This window comes from Streptomyces sp. NPDC054047, assembly GCF_055585065.1.
Genome location: NZ_JBVJKV010000006.1, coordinates 19,740 through 36,358, shown reverse-complemented (window position 1 = coordinate 36,358; position 16,619 = coordinate 19,740). Strand labels below are relative to the sequence as shown.

At 70.4% G+C, this 16,619-nt stretch carries 13 protein-coding genes; 6 read left to right on the top strand and 7 right to left on the bottom strand.

What is annotated here, in order from left to right:
- Positions 1–50 precede the first annotated feature (50 nt).
- The gene (locus ACZ6ZP_RS22220; RefSeq protein WP_469407985.1) at positions 51–2,669 is read right to left on the bottom strand and encodes a PA14 domain-containing protein; all 2,619 of its coding nucleotides are present in this window, start codon (positions 2,667–2,669) and stop codon (positions 51–53) included.
- Positions 2,670–2,863: 194 nt separating this feature from the next.
- On the opposite strand from ACZ6ZP_RS22220, the gene ACZ6ZP_RS22215 reads away from it, so the two are divergent.
- The 5 genes from ACZ6ZP_RS22215 to ACZ6ZP_RS22195 all read left to right on the top strand — a co-directional run bounded on the left by ACZ6ZP_RS22215 (position 2,864) and on the right by ACZ6ZP_RS22195 (position 8,820).
- The gene (locus ACZ6ZP_RS22215; protein ID WP_351164084.1) at positions 2,864–3,877 is read left to right on the top strand and encodes a LacI family DNA-binding transcriptional regulator; all 1,014 of its coding nucleotides are present in this window, start codon (positions 2,864–2,866) and stop codon (positions 3,875–3,877) included.
- Positions 3,878–4,021: 144 nt separating this feature from the next.
- On the top strand, positions 4,022–5,119 hold the full coding sequence (locus ACZ6ZP_RS22210) for an ABC transporter substrate-binding protein (protein ID WP_351164082.1): 1,098 nt from the start codon (positions 4,022–4,024) through the stop codon (positions 5,117–5,119).
- 1 nt (position 5,120) lies between these two features.
- Positions 5,121–6,641: a sugar ABC transporter ATP-binding protein gene (locus tag ACZ6ZP_RS22205; RefSeq protein ID WP_469407984.1), complete on the top strand. Its 1,521-nt coding sequence runs from the start codon at positions 5,121–5,123 to the stop codon at positions 6,639–6,641.
- Between the two features lie 197 nt (positions 6,642–6,838).
- Positions 6,839–7,801 (top strand): ABC transporter permease, encoded by a 963-nt coding sequence (locus ACZ6ZP_RS22200; protein WP_366464738.1) that lies wholly within the window; start codon positions 6,839–6,841, stop codon positions 7,799–7,801.
- Between the two features lie 29 nt (positions 7,802–7,830).
- Positions 7,831–8,820: an ABC transporter permease gene (locus tag ACZ6ZP_RS22195; RefSeq protein ID WP_351164458.1), complete on the top strand. Its 990-nt coding sequence runs from the start codon at positions 7,831–7,833 to the stop codon at positions 8,818–8,820.
- Positions 8,821–8,842: 22 nt separating this feature from the next.
- Here ACZ6ZP_RS22195 and glgC read toward each other — a convergent pair whose 3' ends face one another.
- Genes glgC through ACZ6ZP_RS22175 form a run of 4 tightly spaced genes read right to left on the bottom strand, consistent with a single transcriptional unit; the run spans position 8,843 to position 12,794 of the window.
- Entirely contained in the window at positions 8,843–10,063 is a 1,221-nt protein-coding gene (glgC, locus tag ACZ6ZP_RS22190) for a glucose-1-phosphate adenylyltransferase (protein ID WP_351164077.1), read from the bottom strand.
- Positions 10,064–10,085: 22 nt separating this feature from the next.
- A complete protein-coding gene (gene glgA / locus ACZ6ZP_RS22185) occupies positions 10,086–11,252 on the bottom strand; it encodes a glycogen synthase (protein WP_383821590.1) in 1,167 nt (388 codons plus the stop codon).
- A gap of 52 nt (positions 11,253–11,304) precedes the next feature.
- A complete protein-coding gene (locus ACZ6ZP_RS22180) occupies positions 11,305–12,045 on the bottom strand; it encodes a (2Fe-2S)-binding protein (protein ID WP_383821593.1) in 741 nt (246 codons plus the stop codon).
- An 11-nt stretch (positions 12,046–12,056) separates the two neighbouring features.
- Complete coding sequence (locus ACZ6ZP_RS22175; RefSeq protein WP_351164074.1) at positions 12,057–12,794, bottom strand: class I SAM-dependent methyltransferase; 738 nt, start codon at positions 12,792–12,794, stop codon at positions 12,057–12,059.
- 423 nt (positions 12,795–13,217) lie between these two features.
- Between ACZ6ZP_RS22175 and ACZ6ZP_RS22170 the strand changes: the two genes are divergently transcribed.
- The gene (locus ACZ6ZP_RS22170) at positions 13,218–14,234 is read left to right on the top strand and encodes a DMT family transporter (RefSeq protein ID WP_366464740.1); all 1,017 of its coding nucleotides are present in this window, start codon (positions 13,218–13,220) and stop codon (positions 14,232–14,234) included.
- Positions 14,235–14,333: 99 nt separating this feature from the next.
- On the opposite strand, the gene ACZ6ZP_RS22165 is transcribed toward ACZ6ZP_RS22170, so the two are convergent.
- The gene (locus tag ACZ6ZP_RS22165) at positions 14,334–15,515 is read right to left on the bottom strand and encodes a transglycosylase family protein (protein ID WP_361471868.1); all 1,182 of its coding nucleotides are present in this window, start codon (positions 15,513–15,515) and stop codon (positions 14,334–14,336) included.
- Between the two features lie 115 nt (positions 15,516–15,630).
- Complete coding sequence (locus ACZ6ZP_RS22160) at positions 15,631–16,602, bottom strand: acetylxylan esterase (protein WP_351164070.1); 972 nt, start codon at positions 16,600–16,602, stop codon at positions 15,631–15,633.
- Between the last annotated feature and the right edge of the window lie 17 nt (positions 16,603–16,619).

Genomic DNA, 16,619 nt, shown 5'->3' with positions numbered 1-16,619 from the left:
CCACGGGAAAAGCGCTCCGGCCCACCGGGCCGGAGCGCCTTCGCACCGGGTCAGGAACCCGAGCACCCCGCCGGGTCCGGCCGCGACGCGTCGCTGATCAAGGCTTCATGTGCCGCCTTGAGCCGCTTCACGTCGGGCTTGACGACCCTGCGGTCGTAGGTGAGCAGACCGTTCAACTCGCCCTCCACATCCGAGATCTGGGTGTAGACGGCGCCGTTGCCGCCCTTGCAGGCGAGCTTGTGCACCTCGTCGAGCTTGGTGAGGTAGTCGTCCGTGTACGTCGCCGGGTCCACGTCGACGTAACTCTGCTGGACCGACCAGGCGTGGCCCGGTACCGCGAGTCCGAGTCCGCCGTACTCGCCGTTGATCTGCGCCCGCACGCCGTCGGGCTTGGGCGGCAGGGCCGGGCTCGGGTAGCCGTGCTCGTCCATGATGTCGCCGGTGCCGCCGTCGCGCCCGAGGTTGAGGCCCGACATGCCGTTGACCAGGCGGGTCGGGTCCCAGGACTTGGCCTGGGTGGCGATGCGGCCCTCGTCGTACTGGCCCCAGCCCTCGTTGAAGGTGACCCACATGACGATCGACGGGTGGTTCGCGTGCTCGTCGATCATCTGCTTCATCTCGGACTCGTACTGGGCCCGGGCCGCCGTGCTCGGGTTGCGGCCCGCGCTCATCGAGGGCATGTCCTGCCAGACCATCAGGCCCAGCTTGTCCGCCCAGTAGAACCAGCGGTCGGGCTCCACCTTGATGTGCTTGCGCACCGAGTTGAAGCCCATCTCCTTGTGCATCTTCAGGTCGTACGCGAGCGCCTCGTCGGTCGGCGCCGTGTGCAGCCCGTCCGGCCAGAAGCCCTGGTCGAGCGTGGCCATCAGGAACTGCGGCTTGCCGTTGAGCATCGTGCGCGGCGTGCCGTTCACTTTCTCCACGGCGACGGTCCGCATGCCGAAGTAGCTCTTGACGTCGTCGCGCCCGACGGTGACCTTCAGGTCGTAGAGGAAGGGGTCGTCCGGCGACCACAGGCGCGGCTCGGCGATCTTCAGCTTGAGCGGTGTGCCCGTGCGTCCGCTCGCCTCCGCGACCTTCTTCTTGCCTTCGTACGCGACTGCCCTGACCGGCACTCCGTCGCGTACGCCCTTGGGCTCGACGGTGACCTGCTTGGCCGCCACGTCGGGGGTGATCTTGAGCGAGTCGGCGTGGTCGGCCGCCACCGGCTCCATCCACACCGTCTGCCAGATGCCGGACGAAGGGGTGTACCAGATGCCGCTGGGGTCCAGGCGCTGCTTGCCGACGGGCGGGTTCTCGCCGTCCTTGCCGTCGGTCGGGTCGTAGACGCCGACGATCAGTTCCTGGGTCCTGCCCGGCTTCAACGCGTCGGTGATGTCGGCGCTGAACTTGTCGTAGCCGCCCTTGTGCTCGGTGACCTTCTTGCCGTTGACGAACACCTCGGACTGCCAGTCGACGGCACCGAAGTTGAGCTTGAGGCGCTTGCCGTCGCCGACCTTCCAGCCCTGGGGGACGGTGAAGGTCCTGCGGTACCACATGCGGTCCTCGTGCCGTTCCAGGCCGGAGAGCTGGGACTCCACGGGGTAGGGGACGAGGATCTTCTCGGCGAGCTTCTTGCCGACCGGGGGCTTCTCGCCCTCCTTCGCCGAGGCGAACTGCCAGGAGCCGTTGAGGTTGCGCCAGGCGTCACGGGTCAGCTGGGGGCGCGGGTACTCGGGCAGCGCGTTGCCGGGGCCCACCTCGTCGGCCCACTTGGTGCGCAGCTGGTGCTCGGAGTGGTTGGGTCCGCTGCTCCAGAACGCGGCGACCGCCTTGCCGTCGTCGCCGCTCAGGCCGCCCTTGCCGTCGTAGCGGAGGTCGGCGGTGCCCTTCGCCGTGCCCTCCTTGTTGCCGACCACGGGCTCCTTGAGGCCCACCAGGAGGGCGCGCGGGTCCTTCGGGTCGGCCTTGACCGTGCCGATGGGCCACTTGGCGCCGCCGATGACCGCCTCGATGTGGGTGGCGAGGCCCGCCGGGGGCGCGGCCAGCTTCTGCGCGAAGTCGAGCTTCAGGGTGCGGCCGTCCTTGAGGACGGTGGCGGAGGTGGCGCCGTCGTAGTCGAAGCCGTCGGGGAGGCGGAAGGCCGACTGCGGGATCGCTTCCTTGGTGCCGCCGGGCTCGGTCCAGCGCAGGTGGAGGTTGGAGCCGCCGTAGTGCTCGAAGTACTCGACCTTGATGTCGTAGGCCTTGCCGGCGGTCAACTCGACCGGCTGCGCGGTCTGTTCCTTGTCCCAGTCGTCGACCCAGTGGTCGATGGCGAGCTTGCCGTCGACCCAGAGCCTGAAGCCGTTGTCGCCGATCATGGAGAAGGTGTGGGAGCCGGTCTTCTCGGGGACGACCTTGCCGGTCCAGCGGACGGTGGCGTCATCCGCCTTGCCGGTGGCGAAGGCCAGGCGCGGGTCGAGGTTGTCGAAGTCGATCTTCTGGTCGAAGCCGGTGGCCTTGAGCTCGTGGAAGTCGAAGGCTCCGGGCGCTGACTGGGTGTAGTACTCGCCCTTCAGGCCGTGGACCTCGGGGGGTTCGTCGGCGGCTGTCGCGGCCGGCACGGCGGTGAGTCCGGCGAAGGCGAGGGCGACGGTGAGCAGCAGTATCAGTCGCTGCCTGACGCGTCTGGGTCGGTTGGGGCGCACGGATCCTCCTTTGCTTGAAGCGGTGCTTGAAGGCTGAGGAAGGGGGTGGCGGCTCGCCGCCGCAGTCTGTACAACGAATCTGTACAACGTTGGAAGGAACGGCAGTTGGCATGACAGCACGCTCCCCGGCGCGCTGTCCAGGGCCATGACAAACACCCCAGGACAGGGGTGCACCTAGACGCAGGGAGCTGCACGTGCGGGTAAGCCTCAAGGACGTCGCGGAACGCGCGGGCGTCTCCATCAAGACCGTCTCGAACGTGGTGAACAAGTATCAGCACGTCACCCCGGCGATGCGGGCACGCGTGCAGGAGGCCATCGACGAACTGGGCTACCGACCGAATTTGACGGCACGTCACCTACGAAAGGGCCGTACGGGGATCATCGCGCTGGCCGTCCCCGAGCTGGGCAACCCCTACTTCGCCGAACTGGCGGGCGCGGTCATCGACGCGGCGGCCGAGCACGACTTCACCGTCCTCCTCGACCACACCCGCGGCGAACGCGAGCAGGAGGTCCTGGTCAGCCAGGGCTTCCGGGCCCGGGTGATCGACGGCCTGATCCTCAGCCCCCTCGAACTGGAGGCGGCCGACCTCCTGGGCCGCGAGGACGACGTGCCGCTCGTGCTGCTCGGCGAGCGCCAGTACGACCTGCCCTACGACCACATCGCGATCGACAACGTCGCGGCGGCCCGCACGGCGGTACGCCACCTCATCGGCCGCGGCCGCACCCGCATCGCGTATCTCGGCGCCCGCACGGACTCGGCGAACCAGCCCGCGAACCTCCGACTCCAGGGCTGGCGCGAGGAGTTGACGCAGGCCGGGATAGCCGCGCCGGACAACCTGGTGGGCCCGGTCGGCGGCTGGAACCGCTGGGACGGCGCGAAGGCGATGGCACGGATGCTGGACGCGGGGGTGCGGCCGGACGCGGTGTTCGCGTACAACGATCTGGTGGCCATCGGCGCGATGCGGGTGCTGCACGAGCGCGGTCTGCGCGTGCCGTGGGACGTGGCGGTGGTCGGCTTCGACGACATCGCCGAGGGCCAGTTCGGGGCGGTCACCCTCACCACGGTCTCGCCGGACAAACAGGCCATCGCCCGCCTCGCGGTGGCCTCGCTCCTGCGGAGTCTGGAGGGCGCGGGAGAGCCCGAGGGCCGTGAACTCACCGCGGAATTCCGCCTGGTGGAGCGCGAGAGCACGCTGGGCCGACGCTGAGCGCTCGGCGGTCTTCGCTTGCGCGGAGGGTTTACAGCCCTCTTTCAACGATGTAAAAAGCTCCCCGTACCGCCGAGTTGACCGTAAGTGCCGATCCTCCCGTGAGCGCTCTCAGCGCCGGGGCCGTGCCGTTTTGGGGACTCCATGAAGCCGACCACACGCCTTAGCCGCACCTCAGCGAGGACCCTCCTCGCCGCCGGCCTCGCCGCGAGCCTCGCGCTCGCCACCGGATGCGCCAAGTCCGAGGACGACGGCGACAAGAGCTCCGCGTCGCAGGACCAGGGCGACTCGGGCCAGGTCGTCTCGGAGCCGAGCGCGGGCAGCGGCCCGACCTGCGCGATAGACGCCTACGGCGGCAAGAAGCTCGACCTCGCGTCCGCCACCGTCGGCTTCTCCCAGTCGGAGAAGGAGGCCAACCCCTTCCGCATCGCGGAGACGGCGTCCATCAAGGCCGAGGCGAAGAAGCGCGGCGTCAAGCTGCTCACCGCCAACGCCCAGTCGCAGTTCTCCAAGCAGATCAGCGACGTCCAGGACCTCATCGCCAAGGGCGCCGACCTCCTGGTCATCGCACCGCTGAACTCCGACGGCTGGGAGCCGGTCCTCCGCGCGGCCTCCGCCAAGCACATCCCGATCATCACGATCGACCGCAAGATCAACGCCAAGGCCTGCAAGGACTACGTCAGCTTCATCGGCTCCGACTTCGTCGAGCAGGGCAAGCGCGCGGCGGACCAGATGATCAAGACGACCGGCGGCAAGGGCAAGGTCGCGATCCTGCTCGGCGCCGCGGGCAACAACGTCACCACCGAGCGCACCAAGGGCTTCGAGGACCGCATCAAGGAGAAGGCCCCCGACCTGAAGGTCGTCTTCAAGCAGACGGGCGAGTTCGCCCGGGAGAAGGGCCAGCAGGTCACCGAGCAGCTCATCCAGTCCAAGCCGGACATCACCGGGATCTACGCCGAGAACGACGAGATGGGCCTCGGCGCCGTCAACGCCCTCAAGGGCGCGGGCAAGAAGGCCGGTGACGTGAAGATCGTGACGGTCGACGGCACGCGCAACGCCGTGCAGGGCATCGTCGACGGCTGGATCGACGGCGTCATCGAGTCCAACCCGCGCTTCGGCCCGCTCGCCTTCCAGACCCTGGACACCTTCACCAAGGGCACGAAGGTCTCGCAGGACATCGTCATCAAGGACAGCGCGTACACGAAGGCCAACGCCAAGGCGGACCTCGGCAAGGCGTACTGAGATGACGGACGTCCTCTCGGTGACCGGCCTCACCAAGACGTTCCCGGGCGTACGGGCCCTGGACGGGGTCGACTTCACCGCGCGCGCCGGCGAGGTGCACGCCCTGATAGGCGAGAACGGCGCGGGCAAGTCCACCCTGATCAAAGTCCTCACGGGCGTGTACGCACCGGACGCCGGTGACCTCACGTACAAGAACCAAAAGGTCGGTTTCGCAACGCCCCTGGACGCCCAGCACGCGGGCATCTCCACCATCTACCAGGAGGTCAACCTCGTCCCCCTGATGAGCGTGGCCCGCAACCTCTTCCTCGGCCGCGAGCCACGCGGCCGCCTGGGCCTGATCGACTTCCGCCGCATGCACCGCGAGGCGGCCGAGGCCCTCAAGCGCCTCGGCATCAGCGTCGACGTACGCCGCCCGCTCCGCGAACTGGGTGTCGGCACCCAGCAGATGGTGGCCCTGGCCCGAGCGGTCTCGGTGGACGCGCAGGTCGTCATCATGGACGAGCCGACCTCCTCGCTCGAACCCCGCGAGGTCCAGACGCTGTTCGGCGTCATCCGCATGCTGCGGGACCGGGGCATCGCGGTGATCTACGTCAGCCACCGCCTCGAAGAGCTCTACGAGGTGTGCGACACGGTCACCGTCCTGCGCGACGGCAAGCTGGTGCACACGGGGCCGATCGCGGAGCTCGACCGCCTCCGCCTCGTCTCCCTCATGCTGGGGCGCGAGGTCGGGGAGGTCCGCGAAGAGGGCGTGACCAAGTTCTCCGGCGAACACGCGCCGACGACACAACCCATCCTCCGGGCAACCGACCTGACGATGCGCCACCACCTGCATGGTGTCTCCGTAGACATCCGCCCCGGCGAGGTGGTGGGCCTGGGCGGCCTCCTGGGCTCGGGCCGCAGCGAGACGGCAAAGGCCATAGCGGGCGCGCTGGCGCCGGACTCCGGACGCGTAGTGGTAGCCGACGCCCCCGTCCGGACCGGCTCGCCACCCGCCGCGATCCGGGCCGGGATCAGCCTCCTGCCCGAGGACCGCAAGGCCGAGGGAATCGTCCCCGGCCTCTCGGTCCGCGAGAACATCGCACTGGCCGCGCTCCCCGGCCTCTCCCGCTTCGGCCTGGTGGACGAGGCGGCGATCGACAAGGTCGTCGACACCTTCATGAAGCGCCTGCGCATCAAGGCGTCGGGCCCCCACCAGAAGGTGGGCGAACTCTCGGGCGGCAACCAGCAAAAGGTCCTCCTGGCCCGCTGGCTGGCGATGAACCCCAAGGTCCTCCTCCTGGACGAGCCCACCCGAGGCATAGACATCGGCGCGAAGGCCGAGGTCCAGAAACTCATAGACGAGTTGGCCAACGACGGCCTGGCCGTACTCCTCATCTCCTCCGACATGGAGGAACTCATAGAGGGCTCGGACCGAGTCATCGTCCTCAAGGACGGCAAGGTGATCGAAGAACTCACCGGTTCCAAGGTCACAGAAGACGCCCTCATGCGGGCGATAGCCACCACAGGGGGCCCCGATGAGTAACCCCCAACCCGCCCGCGGCCGCCGAACCGGCCGGAGGGGACGTGCCGGTATGTCCGCCCGGAGCATGGTTCGCGGCGCTCCGGCGCCGAAGTCCCCATGGGGCCCCCGGACGATAGCGAGGACGGACATACCGGCACGTCCCCGCCCCACCGACAAGCCAAGGCACTCCCGGAGCAGCCGGAGCGCTCGGAGCACCCATGACTGACCTGGCCCTGGGCGGCAAAGCCGCAGACCGTGACCGCATCCTCGTCTACCTGCAGAACTACGGCGTATACGTCGGCGTAGCCGTACTCCTCCTCCTCAACATCGCCCTGACCCCCCACTTCCTCTCCGCCGAGAACTTCCGCACCCAGGCAGTCCAGGTGGCCCCCGTCCTCATCGTCGCCCTCGGCATGGCGCTGGCCATCGGCAGCGAAGGCGTGGACCTCTCCGTCGGCTCGGTCATGGCGCTCTCCACCTCCCTGCTCTCCCTCTACCTCGGCTACGGAACATGGATCGCGCTCATCGTCGCGATCATCGGCGGCGCGGCCATCGGCCTCGCCAACGGCTCCCTCATCGCGTTCATCGGCGTCCAACCCATCGTCGCCACCCTGGCGTTGATGGTCGCGGGCCGCGGCCTCGCCCTCGTACTCCTCCCCCAGCTCAAGGACGTACGCGACCCGACCATGGCAAGCCTCGGCTCCGGCGCGGTCCTCGGCATCCCCTACCTCGTCCTCATCGCCGCCGCACTCGCACTCCTCGTGGCCTTCGTCGTCCGCCGCACCACCTTCGGCCGGCAACTCCTCGCCATCGGCGACAGCCGTCCCGCCGCCCGTCTCGCAGGCCTCCCCGTGCGGCGCGTCCTGATCCTGGTCTACGTCTGCTCCGGCGCCCTGGCCGCCGTCGCGGGCGTCCTGGCGACGGCCCGCCTCACCGCCAGCGACCCCACCTCGCTCGGCAACCTCATGGAACTGTCCGCGATCACGGCCGTAGTGGTCGGCGGCACCCCGCTCAGCGGCGGACGCGTACGCATCGGCGGCACCGTCGCGGGCGCCGTACTGATCCAGCTGCTCACCGCCACGCTCATCAAGCACGATCTGCCGCCCTCATGGACCCAGATCGCCCAGGCCGTAGTGATCATTCTCGCCGTCTACGCGGCACGGGAGAGGGGCAAGCGGTGACCGGCACCGTCCTATCCGAGGCCAAGCCCATGAAGAAGCCGCCGGGCGGGCAGACAGGCCCGAGCCGCTCCGAGCGCGTCAGCGCGCTCGCCCAGCAGCACGGCGCCCTGGTCACCCTGGTGGTCGCCGTCATCGCGGCGTCGCTCAGCTTCGACACGTTCCTGACCGGCGACAACCTGGAGAACATGGCGGTCTCCTCCGCGTTCCTCGCGGTCGTCGCGCTCGGCATGACGTTCGTGATCATCACGGGCGGCATCGACCTCTCGGTCGGCTCGCTCTTCGCCCTCGGCGGGGTACTGGCGGCCTGGGGCTCCCAGTACGGAACGGCGGTGGCGCTCCTCCTGCCGCTGGCCGTCTGCGGACTCATCGGCCTGGTCAACGGCCTGCTCATCGCCCGCTCCCGCCTGGCCCCCTTCATCGTGACGCTCGCCGCGATGCTGGGCGCACGCGGCATCCTCCTGTCCATCACCGACGAGGGCTCCAAGACCTACCTGGTCGACAAGGACTCGTTCTTCGCGACGCTCGGCCAGGGCAAACTCCTCGGAGTCGGCGCCCCGGTCTGGATCACCCTCGCCCTCTTCGTCGCCGGCGCCGTGGTGCTGCGCCGCAGCCGCTTCGGCCAGTACGTGTACGCGGTCGGCGGCAACGAGGACGCGGCGGCCCTCATGGGCGCCCCCGTGGCCCGCACCAAGGTCACCGTCTACACCCTCTCCGGCCTCTGCGCGGGCCTGGCGGGCGCGCTCAACGCGGCCTGGCTGGTCTCGGGCGTCACCATCCTCGGCTCGGGCATGGAACTGGAGGCGATCTCGGCAGTCGTCATCGGCGGCACGCTGCTGACGGGCGGCTTCGGATTCATCAGCGGATCACTGGTCGGCGTACTGCTCCTGAAGGTCATCCAGAACGTCATCAACCAGATCGGCTCACTGGACTCCGCGTACCAACAGGTGGTCAGCGGCGCCTTCTTGGCCCTGGTCGTGATCGCCCAGACGTGGCTGGGCCGCCGACGCCGGGTGCTGTAGGAAGCGCGGCTGCGAGCGAGGGCTACATGGGCACGGGCTGCCCCTTCCCCAGCGCGATCACGCCTCCCTTCGACACCGTGTAGAGCTCTTCGTCCCGCTCGGGGTTGACCCCGATCGTCGCCCCGGGCGGGACGTCCACGTTCTTGTCGAGGACGGCGCCCCTGACCACCGCGCCGCGCCCCACACGGACGTTGTCGTGCAGCACCGACCCCTGCACGACCGCCCCGTCCTCGATCGTCACGCCCGGCGAGAGAACGGAGCGTGTGACCTGCCCGCGGATGACGCATCCGGGGCTGACGATGGACTCGCTGGCGATACCGGCCGCGCAGAACTTGGCGGGCGGCAGACCGCCCGAGTGGGTGTAGATGGGCCAGCGCCGGTTGTCCAGGTTGAAGACCGGCTGGTCGGAGATCAGGTCCATGTGCGCTTCGTAGTACGCGTCGAGCGAGCCGACGTCGCGCCAGTAGCCGTGGTCGCGCGCGGTCTCCCCCGGCACGTGGTTGTCATCGAAGTCGTACACCTGGGCCAGGCCCCTCTCGGTGAGCATGGGCAGGATCGAACCTCCCATGTCGTGCACGGAGTTGTCGTCCTCGGCGTCCTGCTGGATGGCGTCGACGAGGGTCTTCGTGGTGAAGACGTAGTTGCCCATGGAGGCGAACACCTCGTGCGGCGATCCGGGCAGGCCCGGCGGATCGGTGGGCTTCTCCAGGAAGCGCTCGACGCGGGTGCCGTCCCGGGCGGGCGTGATGATCCCGAAGGACGCCGCGTCCGAGCGCGGCACCCGGATGCCCGCGACCGTCACCCCGGCCCCGCTCTCGAAGTGCTGGTTGAGCATCTGGCGGGGGTCCATGCGGTAGACGTGGTCGGCGCCGAACACCGCGATGTAGTCGGGCTGTTCGTCGTGGACGAGGTTGAGGGACTGCAGGATCGCGTCCGCGCTGCCCAAGTACCAGCGCGGGCCCAGGCGTTGCTGGGCCGGGACCGGGGTGACGTAGTTGCCGAGGAGGCTGGACATCCGCCAGGTGGTGGTGACGTGCCGGTCCAGGGAGTGCGACTTGTACTGGGTCAGGACGCAGATCCGCAGGATGTCGCCGTTGACGAGGTTGGAGAGCACGAAGTCGACGAGGCGGTACGTGCCGCCGAACGTGACCGCTGGTTTGGCCCGGTCGGCCGTGAGGGGCATCAGGCGCTTGCCCTCACCGCCCGCCAGGACGATTCCGAGCACCGAAGGTCCACCGCGCATCGCGCCGCCCCCTTAACTGGGATCACTTGGACTCGAGTAACTCCTCGTACACGTCGGTCGTGCGTCGCGCGACCGCGTCCCAGCCGAACTCCCCGACGGCGCGGTCCCGTCCGGCGGCGCCCATGCGGGTCGCGGCGCGCGGATCGGCGACCAGTTCGTTCAGGGCCTGCGCGAGCCGCGCCTCGAAGGCGGCCGGCTCCTTCTCCTCGTACGGGACGAGGAGTCCCGTGGTCCCGTCGGCGACGACCTCGGGGATGCCGCCGACGTCGGACGCCACGACCGGGGTGCCACAGGCCATCGCCTCCAGGTTGACGATGCCGAGCGGTTCGTATACCGACGGGCAGACGAACACCCGGGCGTGTGTGAGGAGTTGGACGATCTGCGGGCGCGGCAGCATCTCCGGTATCCAGTGGACTCCCCCGCGGGCGCGGCTCAGCTCCTCGAAGAGGGTGCGGAACTCGGCGTCGATCTGCGGGGTGTCGGGGGCTCCGGCGCACAGGACCAGCTGGGTGGCGGGGTCCAACTCCTTGGCGGCGCGCAGCAGATGGGGCACGCCCTTCTGCCGGGTGATGCGTCCGACGAACAGGACGTAGGGCCGCTCGGGGTCGACGCCCAGGCGTTCCAGGACGTCCGTGCCGGGGTCGGGGCGGTACAGGCCGGTGTCGATGCCGTTGTGGACGACGTGCACCTTCGCCGGGTCGATGGCGGGGTAGCAGCTGAGGATGTCGGCCCGCATGCCGCGCGAGACGGCGATCACGGCGTCCGCGGCCTCGACCGCGGTGCGCTCGGCCCAGCCGGAGAGGGCGTAACCGCCGCCCAGTTGCTCGGCCTTCCAGGGGCGCAGGGGCTCCAGGGAGTGCGAGGTCATGACATGCGGGATGCCGTGCAGGAGCTTGCCCAAGTGGCCCGCGAGATTGGCGTACCAGGTGTGGGAGTGGACGAGGTCGCACCCCGTGAGGGCTGCCGCCATGGACAGGTCCACGGAGAACGTGCGCAGGGCGTCGTTGGCGCCGTCCAGGGCGCCCCAGGCCTGGTGGCGTACGAGTCCGTCGTCGGCCCCCTGGTTTCCCCAGCAGTGCACGTCGACGTCGACGAGGGCGCCCAACTCCCGCGCGAGGAACTCGACATGGACTCCGGCCCCGCCGTAGACATCCGGCGGATACTCCCGGGTGAGCAGTCCCACTCGCACGCAGCACCCCCCGTCCGTCCGCCCCAGCCGCCGGTCGCCCGCCCCCTCATGGTCACCCAGAAGTGTCCGGTGGGGAAGAGGCCCGTACCGACCTCTGCGGCGGGCGGTCGAAGCAACAGTCCCCGCACAGACCGCCGTTGGGGCAGCGGTAGTAGAGACAGCAGCTGCGGCGGCGGAACGCGGTGCCGCGCAGGGTTCCGGTGCCGCGCAGGTCGGGGTGGTCGAAGAGTTCGGCGGCCAGGGCCCGCGCGCGCTCCCCCACGTCGGTACGTCCGGTGCGGCGCGCCCAGGTGTCCAGTTCGCGGGCGGCTCCGGCGAGCGCGGAGCCCGCGTTGCCCCACAGCAGCGGCGCGGAGACGCGGTGGCGCGTGCGCAGGGCGCCGGCCAGGGGTGCCAGGTGGCCGTCCTGGACGACGTCCCGGATGCTCGCGGCATCACCCGGCCGCGTCGTCGCCTCCGTCAGCCACAGGTCGTCGGGCGAGGTGCCGTCCGCGTCCCAGTTCAGCAGCGCGGGGTCGAGGTCCGGCACCCGGCCGTGCAGTGCGGCCGAGCCGAGCGCCACGGACCACAGCCGCGCCGCGAGCCCCAGCTGGGCCACCGACACGGCGACGCGCGCGTCGGGCGCCCCGAGCCGGGCGGCGACCTTGTCGACGCGGAACGCGAGGGGCGCGTCGTCCCCCGCGTACACCCGTGCCAGGGTCGTCACGTGGGCGCCGCCCGGCGGCGCACCCGTGCGCAGGGCGAAGAATCCGCCGACGGAGCCGAGTTCTGTCAGGTCGAGTGGGGCTGTCACGAGAGCAGAGCCTAGGCGTCCTTGCGGAACAGGGCCGTCCACAGGAAGGGCTCGCCGAAGTGCGCGGAGTCGGCCGGTTCGTCGCGCATGCGGCGCAGTTCGACCTCCGTGAGGTCGGAGAAGATCCAGCGCAGGGACTCCGGCGTGTAGGCCAGGCCGCCCCGGAGTCCGGACGCGCGGTAGAGGTCCGCGTCGGGCAACTCCGAGCCGGAGCCCGCCTCTCCGGCCGCGAAGCTGGTGAGGGCGAGGTGGCCGCCGGGGGCCAGGGCCCGGTCGAGCAGGGAGAGGTAGCTGACGCGGCGGTGGGGCGGCAGGTGGTGGAAGCAGCCGGAGTCGTGGATCAGGTCGTAGGGGCCGCCCAGTTCGGCCGCCGTCAGCGCGAAGGCGTCGCCGCGGTGGAACCGGATGTCCGCCCCGGCCTCGCGGGCCCGCTCCTCGGCCCAGGCGACGGCCGCCGGGGAGAGGTCGACGGCGTCCACCCGGAACCCCTGGGAGGCCAGGTACAGGGCGTTGCGGCCGGGGCCGCAGCCCAGATCGAGGGCGCGGCCCGGGGCGATCAGGCCCCGGTCGACGTACGAGGCGAGGTTCTCGTCCGGTTTCGCCACGAAGAACGGCACCGGCCGGTCGCGGTCGGTGTAGAAGCCGTCCCACCAGCTCGCCGCGTCGTCGGTCCAGCGGTCGGCTTCTGGCGCGAACAGGCCGTCCATGAGCTTCAGGACGTCGTCGACACTGCGTACGTTCCGGTTCATCCGGACCCCTTTCCACGGGGGTCAAGAATACGGTCGTCCGCCATAAAAGCCCAGGTCAGGCGGTATGGCGGGAAGGGCGCAGGCGCGCATTCGAGGCAGCGGGAGCACACTGGAGGGGCAGTACCCCCAAAGGGGTGAACAAGCGCGCCCACGCCGCGCCCAGTGGCCTGGACGGGGGCGTCGCGCAGGTCGCCCACGCAAGGATTTTCGAGTTCTTGGATGATTCACCGACCCGATACGTAACCCACCCGGGGGAGGACATCTGCCCGGTAGTACTCCATCGGCAGTAGGACCCAATGCCTGCTGAGGTACGACGACGTGGAGCGAAATCCGCGAGATCGTAGTGACTATGGAAGCCGACCGTTCGCCGCACCGGACGCCCCGGGCCCACCAGGGGGCGCACCGCATGCCGTGGAGCACCTCATGAGTGCCCTCACGCTCGCCGTGCTGCTCTCTCTCGTCTCCGCCGTGGCGTATGCGGGCGGGGCCATTTTGCAGGAGCGCGTGGCCGTGAGCACGCCGGAGCGGCGGTACGCCCCGATGTGCCGCGGCGCCTGGTGGGTCGCCATCGCGCTGAACGGCCTGGGTGCGCTGCTGCACGTAGTGGCGCTCGCGTACGGGCCGCTGAGCGTGGTGCAGCCCCTGGGCGCCCTCACCATCGTCTTCGCCCTGCCGATGGCCGCCCTCTTCGTGCGCCGCAAGGCAGGCGCCACCGCATGGCGCGGCGCGATCATGGCGACCGTGGGTCTGGCCGGGCTGCTCTCGCTGACGCAGTCGGCCGACGCGCAGTCCCTGGACGACGCCGAGCGGGTCATGGTGGCGCTGGTGACCGCGGGCGCCGTGGTGACGCTCATGGTCGTGGCGCACGCGGTGCACCGTCATCCGGTGGTGCGCAGCGTGCTGCTGGCCAGTGCGGCGGGCGTCGCCTTCGGCATCGCCTCGGTGTTCACCAAGACGGTGGCGGTGGACTGGGACGCGAACGAACCCCTGACGCATCAGGCGCCCAGCCTCGCCGTGATCGCGGTCCTGGCGATGGCGGGTGTGCTGATCTCGCAGGCCTCGTACCGCGGCGCGGGCCTGGCGGCGCCGCTGTCGACGGTGACGGTCGTCAATCCGGTCGTGGCGGCCGCGGTGGGCCTCACGCTCTTCGGCGAATCGTTCCGCTACGGCTCGGCGGGCACGGCCGTCGCCCTGGGCTTCGGCGTCGTCGCGGCGGGCGGTCTGATCCTGCTGACCACGGAGCGGATCGGCGCCGCGCAGGTTGTCGCGGCGTCGACGGTGCCGGTGGCCAAGGGCGGCCCCGGGGTCGCGGACCCGGTGGTTCCCGAGGCGCGGCCGGAGGAGCTGCCCGCGGTGCCCTCGCAGCCCGCGCCCGGGCCGCACCGGCGGGTGCTGTTCCGCCATGGCCATGGCCGCGGCCGCGAACGCATCGGCTCCTGAGCTCGCTGCGGCCCACCGAGGCCCGCACGGCCCGCCGAGGCCCGCACGTCCTGAAGCCCCCGGGGATTTCCCCAGGGGCTTCGGTCGTTCGGAGAAGCCTCAGATCCGCACGCCGCCGGCCCGCAGGTACGCGAGCGGATCGACGTCGGAGCCGAAGCCGGGGCCCGTGCGCACCTCGAAGTGCAGATGCGGGCCCGTGCTGTTGCCCGTGGACCCCGAGCGCGCGATGCGCTGCCCCGCGCCCACCTTCTGCCCGGCCTTCACGGTGAGCGCCGAGAGATGGCCGTACTGGGAGTACTTGCCGTCGGCGTGCCGGATCACCACTTCGTAGCCGTACGAGCCGCCCCAGCCGGCCGAGACGACCGTGCCCCCGGCGACGGACTTCACCGAAGTGCCGGTGGCCACGGGGAAGTCGACCCCCGTGTGGTAGCCCTTCGACCAGGAGCCGCCCGCCGCGCGGTAGGGCGTGCTGGGCGATGCGGCCACGGGTGCGGAGAAGCCCTGCGACGCCTGCGCGGGCTTCGCCTTCCTGGGCTCGGCCTTCGGCTGCTGCTTGGGCTCGGCCCGCTGCTTCGGCTCGGCCCGCGGCTTGGGCGCGGCCTGCGGCTGCGCGGCCTTCTTCTGCGAGGCCTGCAGCGCGAGCCGCTGGCCCGGCGTGATCAGGTCGGGGTCGCCGCCGATCGCCTTGCGGTTGGCCTCGTACAGCTGCCGCCAGCCGCCGCTGACCCGGCGCTCCTCGGCGATCCCGGAGAGCGTGTCGCCGCGGACGACCGTGTACATCTGGCCGCGGCCCGCGGTGGACTGCGGGGTCACTTCCGGCTTGACGTCCTTGACGTCGCGCTGGGGGGCCTTCGACGCCGCCTTCTTGGGCGCGCCCATCGGCGTGACGTCGGGCGCGTCGCCGCCCCGGGTCAGGCCCGCACGCTCCGAGCAGACCGGCCAGGCCCGCGGGCCCTGCGCCTTGAGGACCTTCTCGGCGACGGCTATCTGCTGGTCCTTGGTGGCGCGGTCGGCGCGCGGGGCGTACGCGGTGCCGCCGTACGCCTCCCAGGTGGACTGCTTGAACTGGAGGCCACCGTAGTAGCCGTTGCCGGTGTTGATGCTCCAGTTGTTGGTGGACTCGCACGCCGCGACCTTGTTCCAGGTGTCGACGTCGGCCGCCTCCGCCGTGCCGGTGCCCATCAGTGGCAGCGCCATCCCGGCGCCGCCCGCCGTGACGGTCAGCGACGCACGGTTGATCCGGTTCGGCTGATACCGGCGGTGCCGACCGCGTACGGCCATGGGAGCCCCCTCCGTCACACACTTCTCAGTCACGTCAGACACACGACAAGGCGGCAAGTTAGCCGCTTGGACCAAGCCGTGACAAGGGCGCGTGACCGAGGGGGCGGCGCACGGATCAGCCCTTCAAGTGCTCCGGGATCCACTGGAGTTGGACACTCTGCTGGTAGGGGCCACCGCCCTCATGATCATTGAAGGCGTACACCTCCATCGAACGCTCCGCACCGGCATAGGAGTTGTGCGCCGCGAACACGGTGGACGGCGGGCACGTCATGTCCTCCAGAGCCGCCGAGAAGAGCGCGGGCGCCGTGCCCCGGGCCGCGAAGTGCACGCCGTCGAAGTAGGAGAGCGTACGGAAGACGCGGTCCTCGACGCCCCGCCTCGCCTTCATGTAGAGCGCGATCTCGCGGTAGGGCGGCCGGTCGGTGATCGTCGTGGAGCGCGGGAAGTCGCACAGGAAGGGCACGTCGGCGGCGATCGCCGCCAGGTCGGGGACGAGCCCGCCGACGGCGAGCGTGATCCCGCCGCCCTGGCTGCCGCCGACCGCGGCGACGCGCGAGGAGTCCACCAGCGGATGGGAGCGGGCCGCCTCGACGGCGCGTACGCCGTCGGTGAAGACGCGCCGGTAGTAGTACGCGTGGGGGTCCTCGATACCGCGCGTCATGTAGCCGGGGACGGCGGGACCGCTGCCGACCGGGTCGGGGGTGTCGCCCGCCGAGCCGCCGCTGCCCTGGCCCCGGGTGTCCATCACGAAGTGCGCGAAGCCGGCCGCCGACCAGAGCAGCCGCTCGTGCGGCAGGCCGCGGCCGCCGCCGTAGCCGATGTACTCGACGACGGCGGGCAGCGGTTCGGTCGTCCCGGCGGGCAATATCAGCCAACCTTTGACCGGGTGACCGCCGAACCCCGCGAACGTCACGTCGAAGACGTCGACCGTGCTCAGGTGCGCGTCGTAGGGAACGAACCGGGCGTCCAGGTCGTGCTCACGTGCGGCCGAAAGGGTCTTCTCCCAGAAGGCGTCGAAGTCCTCCGGCTCGGTCGCTTCGGGCCGGTAGCGGCGCAGTTCGTCGAGCGGCATGTCGAAATGGGGCACGGGCGGCTCCTCCGTCG